The following is a 14,645-nucleotide window of genomic DNA, read 5'->3' as shown; positions in this document are numbered from 1 at the left end:
GATGCGGTTCGCGAAACGGGGCATAGGCGCGGCGGTGCTGGTGATCGGAGCAAGCGGCTGTATCCCGTCCAACCAAAGCCGCGTCGCGTCGCAACCGACCGTCGAGCCGGCCCCGACCGTCGCCCCGGATACCCCGGCCGCGACCGAACCACAGGGCGAAGGCGTCACGGCCCTGCCCTCGCCACCGCCGGCATGGGAAGCCAAACGGGTCGTACCGAACGCGCGGAGCATCGCGCCAAGCAGCTACATCGTCCGCTCCGGAGATACGCTGCGGGGCATCGCCAACACGACCGGTGCCGGGACCGAAGCGATCGCACGCGCCAACAACCTGCCGCCGCCCTTCATGATCCGCGCCGGCCAACGGCTGACCATTCCGGGCGGTCGCTATCACATGGTTGGGAGGGGGGAGAGCGGCATCGCCATTGCCCGCGCCTATGGCGTCGACTGGTCGCGCATCGCCACCGCCAATGCACTGACCGAGCCGTTCATCCTGCGCGCCGGACAGCGCATCTTGATCCCCGGCGATGCAACGCCACGCTCGGCCGCCGAACGGGCCGCCGCGTTCCAGCTAGATATCGACGACATTCTAACGGGCGGCGAACCGGCGATCGAACCGAACGCCCGCCCCGCCCCCGCCGTCACCTCGCCGCGCCGTGTGCTGCCATCGACCGCAGCGGTCGCACCGCCCAGCACCAGCCCCGGCACGCTGATCTGGCCGGTCGACGGCCGCGTGTTCAAACGCTTCGGCGCGGGGGACAGCGGCGAACGCAATAACGGCATCAAGATCGCGGTACCGATCGACACGCCGATCGCTGCTGCCGCCGCCGGGACCGTCGCCTATGTCGGCACCGGCGTTCCAGGTCTGGGCGGGGTGGTCATCATCCGCCACGGCAGCGGCCTCACCACCGTCTACGGCCATGCCAGCCAGTTGCTGGTCCAGCGGGGGCAGGCGGTCAAGAAGGGGCAGAAAATCGCGCTGTCGGGCGACACCGGCTATGCGGAACGGCCGGCGGTCCATTTCGAGATCCGTTCGGGGCGGACCCCGGTCGATCCGCTGTCGCGACTGCCGCGTCAGTGACGCCACCCTCCCGCCGCGCGATCCTGCGGCAATCGTCGCCGCTGCCGGTCTGGGCCTCGATCCTGTGGCGCGTGGTCGCGGTACTGACGCTGGTCGGTATCGCGGTCGCGGTGCACTGGTTCGATCGCGAAGGGCTGCGCGACAATTATGACGGGCGCGTCAGCTTCGCCGATGTGATCTATTTCACCATGATCTCGATCACGACGACCGGCTATGGCGACATCGCACCGGTCACCGAACGCGCGCGACTATTCGATGCGTTGATCGTTACGCCGATCCGGGTGTTCGTCGTGCTGCTGTTCATCGGCACGACCTATCAATTCGTCCTTCGGCGCAGTTGGGAGCGTTGGCGCATGGCGCTGTTGCAAGACAAGCTGACCGGTCACATCGTCGTGGCAGGGTTCGGCAAGACCGGCTCCGAAGCGGTCGACGAACTGATCGCGCGCGGGGAAGACCCGCGGCGGATCGTCGTGATCGATACGGTCCAGGCGCATCTCGATCGCGCGCAAAAACTGGGCTGCATCGTTCTGCTGGCCGATGCCACCCGCGATGCGACGCTGAACGACGTCTGCATCGTCCGCGCCCGCGCGCTGATCGTCGCCACCGGTCGCGACGACACGTCGGTGCTGGTGACGCTGACGGCCCGTCATCTCGCCCCCGACCTGACGATCAGCGTGATCGTGAAGGCCGAGGATAACGAGTTTCCAGCGCGTGCCGCCGGTGCGACGACGGTCATCAATCCGGTCAGCTTCGCCGGACTGCTGCTCGCCGGATCGTGCCGGGGACCGCATATCGCCGACTATATGCTCGATCTGGCGTCGATCGACGGCGCGGTCGCGCTGTCCGAACGACCGGTAGCGCCGCACGAGGTCGGCCAGCCCCTGTCTGCGATCACCACCGGCCTCGGCCTGCGAATATACCGACAAGGCGGCAAGATCACGTTCGACAGCCCAGAAGCACGCAACCTCCAACCTGGCGACATGATCGTCGAAGTGGTGACCCGATAATGCCCGACGCTGCGCGTATCTGGCCGATCGTCCTGCTGATCGCCTCCAACATCTTCATGACCTTCGCCTGGTACGGCCATCTGAAGCACAAGGGTGCGCCCCTGTTCTTCGTGATCGTCGTCAGCTGGGGCATCGCCTTTTTCGAATATTGCCTCGCGGTGCCCGCCAACCGGATCGGGTCGCAGGTCTACTCGGCGGCGCAGCTGAAGGGGATGCAGGAGGTCATCACTCTGACCATCTTCGCGATCTTTTCGGTCGCCTATCTGGGGCAGAAGATCACGGTCAATCACATGATCGGCTTTGCGCTGATCGCCGGTGGTGCGTTCTTCCTGTTCCGGCAATAGGATCGCCGCCCCTATCATTTTTCGCCGAAATCGCTATGTGACCCGGCGATCATGGCAACTCGTCTTCCTTCGCCCCCCCGTGTCGGGATGGTTTCGCTCGGCTGTCCCAAGAACCTGGTCGACAGCGAACGCATCCTGACGAAGCTGCGCAGCGACGGCTATCAGATGTCGCCCGACTATGCCGGGGCCGATGTCGTGCTGGTCAATACCTGCGGCTTCCTCGATTCCGCTAAGGAAGAGTCGCTCGAAGCGATCGGTGAGGCGATTGCCGAAAACGGTCGCGTCATCGTGACCGGTTGCATGGGACAGGAAGCGGAAACGATCCGCGCCCGCTTTCCGCAGGTGCTGGCCGTCACTGGCGCGCACCAGTACGAACAGGTCGTCGAGGCCGTGCACGAAGCCGCACCGCCGATCCCCTCGCCCTTCGTCGATCTGGTCCCCGAAAGCGGGTTGAAGCTGACGCCGCGCCACTACAGCTATCTGAAGATTTCGGAGGGGTGCAACCACCGCTGCTCCTTCTGCATCATCCCTTCGATCCGCGGCGACCTCGTCAGCCGTCGTCCCGACGCGATCCTGCGCGAGGCGGAAAAGCTGGTCGCTGCCGGCACGAAGGAATTGCTGGTCATCAGCCAGGACACCTCCGCCTACGGCATCGATATCCGCCGCGAACCGCGCGCTTGGAAGGGTCGCGAGGTCGTGCCGCACATGACCGATCTCTCCCGCGAACTGGGACAGATCGCGCCGTGGGTACGGCTGCACTATGTCTATCCCTACCCCCATGTCGACAGCGTCATCCCGCTGATGGCCGAAGGGCTGGTGCTCCCCTATCTCGACATTCCGTTCCAGCACGCATCGCCCAATGTTTTGAAGGCGATGAAGCGGCCGGCCAACGATGCGAAGGTGCTCGAACGCCTGCGCGGTTGGCGCGAAATCTGCCCGGATATCGCGATCCGCTCTTCGTTCGTCGTCGGCTTCCCCGGTGAGACCGAGGCCGATTTCCAATATCTGCTCGACTGGCTCGACGAAGCGCAGCTTGACCGGGTCGGCGCGTTCCGCTTCGAACCCGTCGAGGGCGCCGCCGCCAACGCGCTACCCGATCCGGTGCCGGAGGCGGTCAAGGAAGAACGCTACGCCCGGATCATGGAAAAGACCGCCGCCATCTCCGCCGCGAAGCTCGCCGCGAAGATCGGCCGCACGATCGACGTCATCATCGACGAGGTCGGCGAGGAAGGCGGTGCGACCGGCCGCAGCACCGCCGACGCGCCGGGCATCGACGGTGAGGTATTCCTGCGCGACGCCGGGCATCTGGCGCAGGGCGATATCGTGAAGGTCGAGGTCGAGGACGCTGACGAACACGACCTCTACGGCGTCCCGCTGAGCTAAGATCGTCCCGGCTCCCCGGGGGAGGGGGATCATGCGCAGCATGGTTGAGGGGGGCTTCCCGAAGCGGTCCGCTGCCGGCAATCCCCCTCCACCCCCGCTTCGCGGCGGTCCCCCTCCCCGTTCCCGGGGAGGATTGGGTTGCGCTATCCGGTTACGTCGCCTTACATCATCGGCATGACACCGACGATCGTCGCCGACCGGGGGCAGGCCGCCCGCACCATCCACCTGATCCCCGCCGCCGCACTCGACGCATGGCTCGCAGCACACCCGCCGCGCGTGCGCGCTGCGGCAACGGCGCAGCGCCTGACCGCCAAGGCCGGCAAGACCGCGACGTTGCCCGGCGAGCAGACCGATGACTGGTCGGTCGCGACCGTCGTCACCGACCCTGCCCGGCTTTCGACCTGGGATCTTGCACACCTGCCCCCGCTCCTTCCTGCCGGTGCCTATCGCCTCGCGACCGGCACGCCCGGGGCGGCCAAGCTGGGCTGGGCGACCGCGCAATATCGCTTCACCCGCTATCGCAAGGGCGAGGACGACGCCCCACGCATTCTCCTGTCTAACGAACCCGCCCGGATCGACGAAGCGCTGCGACAGGCCGCCGCGACTGCGCGCGTCCGTGATCTGGTCAACACCGCTGCCGCCGACCTTGGCCCCGCTGAACTCGCCACGACCGTCCGCACGTTGGGCGACGCCTATGGTGCGACCGTTACCGTCACGACGGGCCGCGATCTTGAAACCGGTTATCCGATGATCCATGCGGTCGGGAAAGCTGCGGCCAAGGGCCGCGAGCCGCGGCTGATCGAACTCGTCTGGGGCAATCCTGCCCATCCGCGCGTCGCGCTGGTTGGCAAGGGCGTATGCTTCGACAGCGGCGGGCTGGATATCAAGCCTTCGGCGGGCATGCGCCTGATGAAGAAGGATATGGGTGGGGCCGCGCACGCGCTGGCGCTGGCCGGGCTGGTAATGGAAACGCACCTCCCGGTCCGGCTTCACTTGCTGATCCCGGCGGTCGAGAACAGCGTGTCCGCCGACAGCTTCCGCCCCGGCGACGTGCTCGCCACGCGCAAGGGGCTGTCGGTCGAGAACACCAACACCGATGCGGAAGGGCGGCTCGTACTCGGCGATGCCTTGACCAAGGCGTGCGAGGACCAGCCCGACCTGCTGATCGACTTCGCGACGCTGACCGGTGCTGCGCGGGTGGCGCTCGGCCCCGATCTGCCCGCGACCTTCACCAACGACGAAGCGCTTGCCACCGACCTCTTGGCGGCCGGCACGGCGGAGGACGACGCGTTGTGGCGGATGCCGCTATGGGACGGCTATGACGACATGCTGAAGTCCGACATCGCCGACATGGTCAACGCGCCCGACGGCGGCATGGCCGGCGCGGTCACCGCCGCGCTGTTCCTGCGTCGCTTCGTCACGCCGTGCACGGCATGGGTCCATCTCGACACCTTCGCATGGCGCGCCAGCGCCAAACCCGGCCGCGCGAAAGGCGGCGAGGCCTATGGCCTGCGCGCGACGTGGCGATTGCTGAAGGACCGCTACGCCCGCCCCTAAATCCTCCCCCGTACGGGGAGGATTTACGCCTCCGCCGCCTCGGTCGTCCACCCCAGATGCGGCAACGCGATCGACCGTTTGCCTGCCAAGTCGATCCGGCACACCAGCAACTCGCGCCCCTCGATATAGGCAAGCATTCGCTTCACCCGGCCGAGCGAACTGGTGCCATAGGTCCGCGCAATGTCCGCATCGCTGGGGCATGGCCGCCCCTCGCGCGCTGCCCGCGCGATCAGCATGAACGCACCCAGCATATCGTCGGGCAGCACATCGGCGATCGCCAGCGCCTGCGCCCATTCGTCATCCGGCGCCTCGAAGATGCCGGCTCGCGCACAGGCGAGCCGCCGCGTGAACGCCGGCAGGTCTAGCGGCGGACGCGGCAGGCCGACCATGCGACAGCGCACGTCGAAATCCTGATACAGCACTGCGGCCGGCCGTGGCTGATCGCCCTCATCCTCAACCAGCGCGCGCAGCACGTCGGCGACGATCGTATCAGTTTCATTGGCGGAGCGTTCGGGCAGGTCCGGCGCGGCGCTGGGGCGTGGGGGTGCGGCAATCGCCGCCTCCACCGCTTCGGGCGGCGCGACGTGCCGGATCGGCGGACCCAGCGGCAACATCGCCTCGACCGGTGCCAGCAACAAGCCCTTGATATCCGCCACCGGTGCGGACGGCAGCGGGGTCAGCTTGGGGCTGCCGCTGCGCGCAGAGGTCTGCACCGGCCCGATCTTGATCGACAAGGGCCGCCGCGACACCGCCGGCCCCAGCGCCAGGAAATGCCCGCGCTGCAGATCGCGGATCGCCTCCGCCTGCCGCCGCTCCATGCCCAGCAGGTCGGCGGCGCGCGCCATGTCGATGTCGAGGAAGGTCCGCCCCATCAGGAAGTTCGACGCCTCGGCCGCGACGTTCTTGGCCAGCTTCGCCAGCCGCTGCGTCGCGATGACACCGGCGAGGCCACGCTTGCGCCCGCGACACATCAGGTTGGTCATCGCCGACAGCGACGCACGCCGTACCTCCTCGACGACCTCGCCACCGCCCGCCGGCGCGAACAACTGCGCTTCGTCGACGACGACCAGCGCCGGATACCAATGCTCGCGCGGCGCATCGAACAGCGCGTTCAGGAACGCCGCCGCGCACTTCATCTGCCCTTCAGCTTCCAGCCCCTCGAGACTCAGCACGACGGACGCACGGTGCTCGCGCGCCCGCGTCGCGAACTTGGCGACCTCTCGCTCGCTATGGTCGGCCGCTTCGATCACGACATGGCCATGGGCACCGGCCAGCGTCACGAAATCCCCTTCGGGATCGATCACCACCTGCTGCACATGGCCGGCACTGCGTTCGAGCAGGCGGCGGAGCAGGTGCGACTTGCCCGACCCCGAATTGCCCTGCACCAGCAATCGGGTCGCCAACAATTCTTCGAGATCAAGGGGAACGGTCTTGCCCGCCGGGTCCGTCCCCATATCGACGTTCACGGTCATCGCGGGTCTTTAGGCGGTGGTGCCGCATCGGGGCAAGCGCTTGCGTCGGCGTCCGTCGCACGCCATGGCCGTCGCACTTCGGGGGAAGCGACGATGCGACTGCACAAGGGCTATGCCGCACTGACCATCGCATTGCTGGCAATCGAGCTGGTGATCGCGTTCTTCCTCAACGATCCGATCATCCGCCCCTATGTCGGCGACGCGCTGGCGGTCGTGCTGGTCTATGCCGGCCTCCGCGCCGTCTCATGGCTGTCGGTTGTGTCGGCGACGCTGATCGCCTTCGCCATCGCCGTCGTGATCGAGTTCAGCCAGTATTTCCGCCTGCTGAAAGCCATCGGGCTCGACCGCAATGACGTCGCCCGCATGATCCTTGGCAGCGGGTTCGATCCGAAGGATTTCGTCGCCTATACCAGCGGCGCGGTCGCGGTACTGTTGGTCGAGCATTACCGCCGCGCATCACGTGCCGCCGCCGGCACCCACACTGTCAGCCCGTCGAGCGACTCGTCCAGCACGATCTGACACGCCAACCGACTGGTCGCGACCGCCCCTTCGGCGAAATCGAGCATATCCTCTTCTTCCTCGCTTGCGGGGGGCAGGCGTCCGGCATCGGCTGGATCGACAATGACATGACAGGTCGAACACGCCATCTGCCCGCCGCACGTCCCCTCCAGCGGCAGGTCATATGCCTGCGCCAGATCAAGCAGGCGATCCCCCGCCGCGCCCCGTGCCTCTTCGATACCGCCATCGGGTCGAACGAACCGGACGATCATCGTTGCCCCCGCGCCGCGCGATCGATCGTCTGCACCGCGGCCACCAGTTCTTCCTTGGTCGTGTACCGCCCGAACCCGATACGGATCGCGTTCTTCGCCTGCGCATCGTTCAGCCCGATCGCGCGCAGCACATGACTGGTCCGCCCCGATCCGCTCGCGCACGCCGATCCGGCCGAAAAGGCGATGTCGCGACATTCGCTCATCAACCGCGCCACATCCAACCTATCCATCCGTACGTTGAGATTGCCATGCCACCGCGCCACGGCATCGCCGTTCAACTGCCAGTCGGGCGCTGAAAGAACGTCGCGCGCCGCCGCCCATAACGTCTCGATATGGGACATATCATCCTGCGCCAGCAACGCCGCCGCCGCCCCGAAGCCCGCGCATAACGCCGGGCTGAGCGTACCCGACCGCAGGCCACCTTCCTGCCCACCGCCATGCACAATCGCCGCCGGCTCCGCCCCGGCACGAACCCACAGCGCCCCGATGCCCTTCGGCCCGTAGACCTTATGCGCCGACACCGCGATCAGGTCGCAGGCGGCGACCGGCAACGCGACCCGGCCCCAACCCTGCACCGCGTCGCACAGCATCACCGCGCCGACCGACCGGGCCAGGTCACCCAACCAGGCGATCGGCTGCACCACCCCGATCTCGTTATTGACCAGCATCGCCGCGACCAGCGCCGTCCGCGCATCGATCGCCGCCAGCGCCGCATCGCGATCGACCAACCCGTCCGCCCCCACCGGCAACACGACGACCTCGGCGCCCCGGCTGGCAAGCGCGCGGACGGTGTCGAGCACGCAGCTATGCTCGATCGCGATCGTCACCACCTTCGGTCGGGTAGCGCCCCGGCGTTCGAACGTGCCGGCAATCGCCCAGTTCGCCGCCTCGGTCGCGCCACTCGTAAAGAACAGCCGCCCATCCTCGCCGGGCGCCAGCGCCGCCAGCACCTGCGCGCGGGCGACCTCCACCGCCGCCTTCGCCCGCCGACCTTCACGATGCGGCGAGTGCGGGTTGGCATGGTGGTCGCGCAGCCACGGCACCATCGCCTCGAACGCCTGCGGAGCCAGCGGCGTCGTTGCCTGATAATCGAGATAGGTCATCGCCGCACCAGTCCCGCATAGGCATTGGCGAAGCGGTCGAGTTCCTCGGGCGTCGTCGACCAACCAAGGCTGACCCGGATCGTCCGGTCCGCGACCTCACCCGGCACCCCGAACGCCGCCAGCGCGCGGCTGCGCTTCAGCGTCCCGGAGGAACACGCGCTTCCCGCCGATACCGCAAACCCCATGGCGTCCAGCCGGATGAGCTGCGCCGCAGCCGGTAGCGTCGAATGCGCGACCGCGAAGATATGCGAGCATTGCCCCCCGGGCTGAATCACCTCGCCAGCTTCGTACAGCCGATCCTTGAAGTGGAACCGCTGGTCGACGGTGGTAGCCCAGCGCTCCAACCCTCCGGCCTCGAGCGCGGCAGCAAAGCCCAGCACGCCCGGCAAATTCTCGGTGCCGCTACGATAGCCGGACTCCTGCCCGCCATCCGGCTCGACCATCGCATAATCCCGCAGCAGCAGCGCACCGATCCCCGGCGGTCCGCCCAGCTTGTGCGCCGACACCACGATCATGTCGGCATCGGGCAAGGGCTGCTTTCCCGCCGCCTGCGACGCATCGGCCAGCACCAGCCCCCCCGCGTCCCGCACCATCGCTACGACCGGGTCAGAATCGTGAGACAGCAAGGTCGTGCCGGTTTCCGAATTGATCGCCTGCACCGCAACGACCGGGGGCGGTCCATCGGTGAGGTATCGAGCCAGCATGTCTTTATCCGGCGCGCCTCGAACGACCGGCAGCACATCGGCACCGGGAGCCGCCCGGAACACCGCATCATGCTCGACCGCCGACACCAACCGCCGCGTCCGTTTCGCCCGCCCAAGCCCGATCGCCAGCGCCTCGCTCGCCCCGCTGGTCAGGATCACCTCCCCATCCCAGCCCAGCGCCTTCGCGATCCGGCCGCGCGCATCCTCCAGCATCCGCCGCGCCGCCCGCCCCTCGGCATGCGGGCTGGACGAATTGGCCCACCGCGCCATTCCCTCTGCCACAGCGGCTGCCGCTTCGGGCCGGATGGGCGTGGTCGCGGCATGGTCGAGATAGATGCGGGTCGTCAAAACACTTCCGTTCCGATTGCTTGACCCTATATAGCCGCGATCCCATTCCGCGCCATCGCCGCGCCCATTTGTTAGCAGGACGTCCCATGCCCGAAGTCATCTTCCCCGGTCCCGAAGGTCGACTGGAGGGCCGTTTCGCCCCCGCTCCCCGTCCCCGCGCGCCCGTCGCGATGATCCTGCATCCGCACCCGTCGTCGGGGGGCACGATGAACAACCGCATCGTCCAGGAACTCTACAAGACGTTCCAGCGCCGCGGCTTCGCGACGCTGCGCTTCAACTTCCGTGGCGTCGGCAAGAGCCAGGGCACGTTCGACAACGGCGTCGGCGAATTGTCGGACGCCGCCTCGGCACTCGACTGGGTGCAGAGCTTCCATCCGGAAGCGCAGACGACGTGGATCGCGGGCGTCAGCTTCGGTGCGTGGATCGGCATGCAGCTGCTGATGCGTCGCCCCGAAATCCGCGGCTTCATCTCGATCGCGCCCCCTGCGAACATGTACGACTTCACCTTCCTGGCGCCATGCCCGTCGTCAGGCATCATCATTCAGGGCGATGCCGATGAAGTCGTCACCCCGGCGGCGACACAGAAGCTGGTCGACAAGCTGCGCACCCAGCGTCACATCACGATCCATCACGATACGATCCCGGGCGCCAACCACTTCTTCCAGAACGAAATGCCCGAACTGATGGGCAGCGTGGACAAGTATCTGGACATGCGGCTGGACCCGAACTCGCCGATCAAGTGACGCTCGGCGCAGCGGATTAGCGCCGCTAATCCGCACCCGGCGGCGAGCTTGGCCGGCGGTGCCGCATGGCACCGACCGACGACGTGGCTTCGCCGCGGCGGCCCATTCATGCTTGCCATATTGCTTGAACGCCATAGGATACCGGCAACACTCCGTCACAGGACCGCCGGACCATGCTGACCATCCTACTACTCGCCGCCACGGTTCAGACCGCGCCCGCCACCGATGCCCCGAAGCCCGAAAAGAAAATCTGCCGGCGCGAGGTGACGACCGGCTCGATCATGGCGCGTCCGGTGTGCCGCACCAAGGCGGAATGGATGCAGATAGACAACCAGAACGCGGCCAATGCCGGACAGGCGCTCGACCAGCGCAGCTACCGCATGTCGCCACAACGCGACTGACGACTACACCGTCCAGATCGCCACGTTCCCAATCATCACCAGCGCACAGATGAGCATCAGACTGCCGTTGCGCCGCTCGCCGCGCACGATCATCCGGACGCCGAACACGATCATCAGGATCGCGACCAGCATCAGCACGGCGAGCAGCGTTCCCGCCGGACCCTGCGTCACGCTGCCAGCACTGCGCCATAGGCGACGGGATCGACATTGCCGCCGGATATCAGCACCAGCGTGCCCGGTGTCACCATCACCCGTCTGGACAAAATCGCGGCCAGCCCCACCGCACCGCCCGGCTCGACCACCGCACGCAAGTGCCGTGCCGCCCAGCGCTGCGCCTCGGCAATCTCGCCCTCGCTGACCGCCACGCCGGTCGCCCCGCGTCGCGACAACACGTCGAAGGTCCGCTCGGCCACGCGCGGCGTCTGCAACGCGTCACAGGCGGTCGGCGGCGGCGCGTCACCGACCGGTTCGATCCAGCCCGCCTCCAGGCTGCGGCGCATATCGTCCCAGCCTTCCGGTTCGACCGTCACGATCTCGGCATCAGGCAGCGCCAGCGCGATCCCCGCCGCCAACCCGCCACCACCACAGGGCACGATCACGCGCGACGCCGCAGGCAATCCGGCCGCCGCCATCTGCACCGCCGCTTCGATTCCCGCCGAACCCTGTCCCTCGATGACCCATGCATCGTCGAAACTCGGCACCAGCGTCGCGCCGCGAGCATGCGCCAGATGCGCCGCGATCTTCTCACGACTTTCAGTCGCGCGATCATAGCGAACGACCTCCGCGCCCAACACCATCGTCGCCCGCAACTTCGTTTCCGGCGCGTCGGCGGGCATCACGATCGTCGCGGCGATTCCCAGCCGCTTCGCCGCCCATGCCACGCCCTGCGCGTGATTGCCCGAGGAGAAGGCGACGACCCCACGCGTCCTCGAAGTGTCGCTCAACGCCGTCAACCGATGCCACGCGCCGCGCAGTTTGAACGCACCGACCGGTTGAAGTGATTCCATTTTGAAAGCCACCTTCAAGCCATTGATTTCCCTCACCATCAATGGCGACGCCGGCAGGATTTCGGCCATCTTGGCCGCCGCATCGCGCACCCCGGCGCGGGTAGGTTGTCGCATAATCGTCATAAATTGCACTTTCTGCCGCACAGACACTTTACATCAAGGTTTGTGGGTCATAGATCGCGCCTCCGCTGCCCCATGGGACTTCCAACCGCAAGGCAGCTTTTGTCACCGTATGCCGAAAGGCAATTGGAGGTCCCTTGAATTGGCCAAGCACCATAGCGCGCTGGGGCTAGCTGCCCCCTTTATCGCCCGTGACTCCTCGTTCGAGCGCGGGATCGACATCGCAGAGCGCCGACCGGTCGAACCGGTAACGCTCGTTCGCCCGCACGCCGCCGCGCGCGCCGCCCGATTCTTCGTTGAGAAGTTTCCGGGGCGTTCGATGTATGCGGTAAAGGCGAATCCGTCGCCCGACCTGCTCCGCGTCCTGTGGGACAACGGCATCGTCCACTATGACACCGCGTCGATCGGCGAAGTGCGTCTGGTGAAGTCGACGCTGCCGGAAGCGACTTGCCACTTCATGCACCCGATCAAGGCGCCGGAAGCAATTGCCGAGGCCTATTTCGAGCATGGCGTGCGGACCTTCTCGCTCGACAGCATGGACGAACTGCACAAGATCGTCGCCGCCACCGATGGCGCGACCGACCTGACGCTGTGCGTGCGCATGCGGGTGTCGTCGGAATATGCAAAGCTGTCGCTGGGGTCGAAGTTCGGCGTTGGTCCGGGCGAGGCCAAGGAATTGCTGATCGCGACCCGTCAGGTCGCCGACGCGCTCGGCATCTGCTTCCATGTCGGCAGCCAGACCATGTCGCCCGATGCGTATAGCAACGCGATGGAGCGGGTTCGTGGTGCGATCGTCGAAGCGGGTGTGACCGTCGACGTCATCGACGTCGGTGGCGGTTTCCCATCGCGCTATCCGGGCATGACCCCGCCGCCGCTGGAGCGCTTCTTCGAAACGATCCACCGCGCGTTCGAAAGCCTGCCGATCAGCTATTCGGCTGAATTGTGGGCCGAACCGGGCCGGTCGCTGTGCGCCGAATACGCGTCGGTGGTCGTCCGCGTCGAACATCGTCGCGGGTCCGAACTGTTCATCAACGACGGCGCCTATGGCTCATTGTTCGATGCAGCGCATATCGGCTGGAAATATCCGGTGCAGCTGCTGCGGCAGCCGGAATCGGACGCCCGCGACATGGACTTCAGCTTCTGGGGTCCGACCTGCGACGATATCGACCAGATGCAGGGCCCGTTCCCGCTTCCGGCCGATACCCGTAGCGGCGACTATTTCGAAATCGGCATGCTCGGCGCCTATGGCTCGGCAATGCGCACCGCGTTCAACGGTTTCGGCAATGGCGAGACTGTCGTGACCGACGACGAACCGATGGAGTCGATGTATATCGAACTCGACGCGGTTCCGGCGTTCCGTTCGCACAACGTCGTCAAGCTGTAACGACACCACCCTAACCAGCCACCTCCCCCTTCCCGCACTACGCGGGAGGGGCCGGGGGTGGGCTTTGCATCGCTTTGCCGCTATGCGACCGCCATCGGCTCCTCCCGCGTCTTGTGGGCAGGAGGCCAACCGGGTTTCCGCGTCCCCATAACGACGACGGCTTATCGATGATGATGGGACCATCATGACCGACACGACGATCAACGACACCCGCAAGGCCGAACTGCTTTCGACCACGGTCGAGCATGTCGATATCACCAAGTTCGACGCCCGCCCGATCATCGACGCCATGGGCAAGATGAGCTTCACCAGCCGCGATCTCGCGCGCGCCACCCGCATCTACAACCAGATGCTGGAGGACAAGGACTGCTCGATCTTCCTCGTGATCGCAGGGTCGACCTCGGCCGGTGGCTGCATGGACCTCTATGCCGAACTGCTGCGCTCGAACATGATCGATGGCGTCGTCGCGACCGGCGCGTCGATCGTCGACATGGATTTCTTCGAAGGCCTCGGCCACAAGCACTATCAGGCGCTGGAAATCCCCGACGACAATACGCTGCGCTCGCTCTACATCGACCGCATCTACGACACCTATATCGACGAAGAACAGCTCCAGGATTGCGACCACACGATCGGCAAGATCGCCGACTCGCTGGAGCCGAAGGCCTATTCGTCGCGCGCCTTCATCCGCGAAATGGGCAAGTATCTGTCGGAGCATGGCAAGAAGGAAAACAGCCTCGTCAAGCTCGCCTATGAACATGACGTGCCGATCTTCTGCCCGGCATTCGTCGACAGCTCGGCCGGCTTCGGCTTGGTCAAGCACCAGGTCGACCGTGCGAAGGAAGGCAAGCCGTACATGGTGCTCGACGCCATCGCCGACTTCCGCGAACTGACCGACATCAAGATCAAGGCGGGCACCACCGGCCTGTTGATGATCGGCGGCGGCGTGCCCAAGAACTTCATCCAGGACACCGTCGTCTGCGCCGAAATCCTCGGTCACGACGATGTCGAGATGCACAAATATGCCGTGCAGATCACCGTCGCCGACGTGCGCGACGGCGCCTGTTCGTCGTCGACGCTGAAGGAAGCGGCCAGCTGGGGCAAGGTCGACACCGCGCTCGAACAGATGGTATTCGCCGAAGCCGGATCGGTCATGCCGCTCCTCGCCTCGGACGCCTATCATCGCGGCGCATGGAAGGATCGCGCCAAGCGCGCCTTCGGCAA

General features: G+C 66.3%; 16 protein-coding genes. 10 read left to right on the top strand and 6 right to left on the bottom strand.

Annotated elements, in window-relative coordinates; all coding sequences use genetic code 11:
* Position 1: 1 nt before the first annotated feature.
* The 5 genes from ASE59_RS02640 (at position 2) to ASE59_RS02620 (ending at position 5,369) form a co-directional block, all read left to right on the top strand.
* On the top strand, positions 2-1,078 hold the full coding sequence (locus ASE59_RS02640; RefSeq protein ID WP_082458084.1) for a M23 family metallopeptidase: 1,077 nt from the start codon (positions 2-4) through the stop codon (positions 1,076-1,078).
* The gene (locus ASE59_RS02635; RefSeq protein WP_056451670.1) at positions 1,075-2,085 is read left to right on the top strand and encodes a potassium channel family protein; all 1,011 of its coding nucleotides are present in this window, start codon (positions 1,075-1,077) and stop codon (positions 2,083-2,085) included. The genes ASE59_RS02640 and ASE59_RS02635 overlap by 4 nt, the downstream gene beginning before the upstream one ends.
* On the top strand, positions 2,085-2,429 hold the full coding sequence (locus ASE59_RS02630) for a DMT family protein (protein WP_056451668.1): 345 nt from the start codon (positions 2,085-2,087) through the stop codon (positions 2,427-2,429). Before ASE59_RS02635 ends, ASE59_RS02630 begins: the two co-directional genes overlap by 1 nt.
* A gap of 51 nt (positions 2,430-2,480) precedes the next feature.
* Positions 2,481-3,812 (top strand): 30S ribosomal protein S12 methylthiotransferase RimO, encoded by a 1,332-nt coding sequence (gene rimO / locus ASE59_RS02625; RefSeq protein ID WP_056451666.1) that lies wholly within the window; start codon positions 2,481-2,483, stop codon positions 3,810-3,812.
* Positions 3,813-3,986: 174 nt separating this feature from the next.
* A complete protein-coding gene (locus tag ASE59_RS02620; RefSeq protein ID WP_056452760.1) occupies positions 3,987-5,369 on the top strand; it encodes a leucyl aminopeptidase family protein in 1,383 nt (460 codons plus the stop codon).
* Between the two features lie 23 nt (positions 5,370-5,392).
* On the opposite strand, the gene ASE59_RS02615 is transcribed toward ASE59_RS02620, so the two are convergent.
* Positions 5,393-6,841, bottom strand: coding sequence for an ATP-binding protein (locus tag ASE59_RS02615; RefSeq protein WP_056451664.1), 1,449 nt, complete (start codon positions 6,839-6,841; stop codon positions 5,393-5,395).
* 93 nt (positions 6,842-6,934) lie between these two features.
* On the opposite strand from ASE59_RS02615, the gene ASE59_RS02610 reads away from it, so the two are divergent.
* Positions 6,935-7,360, top strand: a complete 426-nt coding sequence (locus ASE59_RS02610) for a DUF2809 domain-containing protein (protein ID WP_056451662.1) — start codon at positions 6,935-6,937, stop codon at positions 7,358-7,360.
* Here ASE59_RS02610 and ASE59_RS18940 read toward each other — a convergent pair.
* From ASE59_RS18940 to ASE59_RS02600, 3 genes are read right to left on the bottom strand one after another with little or no spacing between them, the layout of a single operon-like run.
* The gene (locus ASE59_RS18940; protein ID WP_082458032.1) at positions 7,285-7,611 is read right to left on the bottom strand and encodes a 2Fe-2S iron-sulfur cluster-binding protein; all 327 of its coding nucleotides are present in this window, start codon (positions 7,609-7,611) and stop codon (positions 7,285-7,287) included. The genes ASE59_RS02610 and ASE59_RS18940 overlap by 76 nt on opposite strands.
* The gene (locus ASE59_RS02605; RefSeq protein ID WP_056451661.1) at positions 7,608-8,714 is read right to left on the bottom strand and encodes a cysteine desulfurase family protein; all 1,107 of its coding nucleotides are present in this window, start codon (positions 8,712-8,714) and stop codon (positions 7,608-7,610) included. Before ASE59_RS02605 ends, ASE59_RS18940 begins: the two co-directional genes overlap by 4 nt.
* Entirely contained in the window at positions 8,711-9,766 is a 1,056-nt protein-coding gene (locus ASE59_RS02600; protein WP_056451659.1) for a cysteine desulfurase family protein, read from the bottom strand. Before ASE59_RS02600 ends, ASE59_RS02605 begins: the two co-directional genes overlap by 4 nt.
* Before the next feature lie 86 nt (positions 9,767-9,852).
* Here ASE59_RS02600 and ASE59_RS02595 point away from each other — a divergent pair, with 86 nt between their 5' ends.
* Positions 9,853-10,509: an alpha/beta hydrolase gene (locus ASE59_RS02595; protein ID WP_055784189.1), complete on the top strand. Its 657-nt coding sequence runs from the start codon at positions 9,853-9,855 to the stop codon at positions 10,507-10,509.
* Positions 10,510-10,682: 173 nt separating this feature from the next.
* Positions 10,683-10,910 carry a hypothetical protein gene (locus tag ASE59_RS02590; RefSeq protein WP_056451657.1) on the top strand — a complete coding sequence of 76 codons (228 nt, stop codon included), beginning with the start codon at positions 10,683-10,685 and terminating at the stop codon, positions 10,908-10,910.
* Positions 10,911-10,913: 3 nt separating this feature from the next.
* Here the strand turns inward: ASE59_RS02590 and ASE59_RS19435 are convergent, their stop codons facing one another.
* Entirely contained in the window at positions 10,914-11,081 is a 168-nt protein-coding gene (locus ASE59_RS19435; RefSeq protein ID WP_156359838.1) for a hypothetical protein, read from the bottom strand.
* Positions 11,078-12,040 (bottom strand): threonine/serine dehydratase, encoded by a 963-nt coding sequence (locus tag ASE59_RS02585; RefSeq protein ID WP_200913141.1) that lies wholly within the window; start codon positions 12,038-12,040, stop codon positions 11,078-11,080. The genes ASE59_RS19435 and ASE59_RS02585 overlap by 4 nt, the downstream gene beginning before the upstream one ends.
* Before the next feature lie 139 nt (positions 12,041-12,179).
* On the opposite strand from ASE59_RS02585, the gene ASE59_RS02580 reads away from it, so the two are divergent.
* A complete protein-coding gene (locus tag ASE59_RS02580; RefSeq protein ID WP_082458031.1) occupies positions 12,180-13,421 on the top strand; it encodes a type III PLP-dependent enzyme in 1,242 nt (413 codons plus the stop codon).
* Positions 13,422-13,605: 184 nt separating this feature from the next.
* Positions 13,606-14,645, top strand: a 1,040-nt coding sequence (locus ASE59_RS02575) for a 1,9-bis(guanidino)-5-aza-nonane synthase (RefSeq protein WP_082458030.1), incomplete at its 3' end; no start/stop codon positions are given.

This window comes from Sphingomonas sp. Leaf10 (assembly GCF_001421245.1).
GTDB lineage: Bacteria > Pseudomonadota > Alphaproteobacteria > Sphingomonadales > Sphingomonadaceae > Sphingomonas.
Note: the sequence above shows the minus strand (reverse complement) of the source record. Positions and strands in the feature narration are given on the sequence as shown.

Bases quoted from the DNA above. Each gene is read 5' to 3' on its own strand.
- ASE59_RS02640 (WP_082458084.1), top strand. From the start codon at position 2: ATGCGGTTCGCGAAACGGGGCATAGGCGCGGCGGTGCTGGTGATCGGA.
- ASE59_RS02630 (WP_056451668.1), top strand. From the start codon at position 2,085: ATGCCCGACGCTGCGCGTATCTGGCCGATCGTCCTGCTGATCGCCTCC.
- rimO (WP_056451666.1), top strand. From the start codon at position 2,481: ATGGCAACTCGTCTTCCTTCGCCCCCCCGTGTCGGGATGGTTTCGCTC.
- ASE59_RS02620 (WP_056452760.1), top strand. From the start codon at position 3,987: ATGACACCGACGATCGTCGCCGACCGGGGGCAGGCCGCCCGCACCATC.
- ASE59_RS02615 (WP_056451664.1), bottom strand. From the start codon at position 6,841: ATGACCGTGAACGTCGATATGGGGACGGACCCGGCGGGCAAGACCGTT.
- ASE59_RS02610 (WP_056451662.1), top strand. From the start codon at position 6,935: ATGCGACTGCACAAGGGCTATGCCGCACTGACCATCGCATTGCTGGCA.
- ASE59_RS18940 (WP_082458032.1), bottom strand. From the start codon at position 7,611: ATGATCGTCCGGTTCGTTCGACCCGATGGCGGTATCGAAGAGGCACGG.
- ASE59_RS02605 (WP_056451661.1), bottom strand. From the start codon at position 8,714: ATGACCTATCTCGATTATCAGGCAACGACGCCGCTGGCTCCGCAGGCG.
- ASE59_RS02595 (WP_055784189.1), top strand. From the start codon at position 9,853: ATGCCCGAAGTCATCTTCCCCGGTCCCGAAGGTCGACTGGAGGGCCGT.
- ASE59_RS02590 (WP_056451657.1), top strand. From the start codon at position 10,683: ATGCTGACCATCCTACTACTCGCCGCCACGGTTCAGACCGCGCCCGCC.
- ASE59_RS02585 (WP_200913141.1), bottom strand. From the start codon at position 12,040: ATGACGATTATGCGACAACCTACCCGCGCCGGGGTGCGCGATGCGGCG.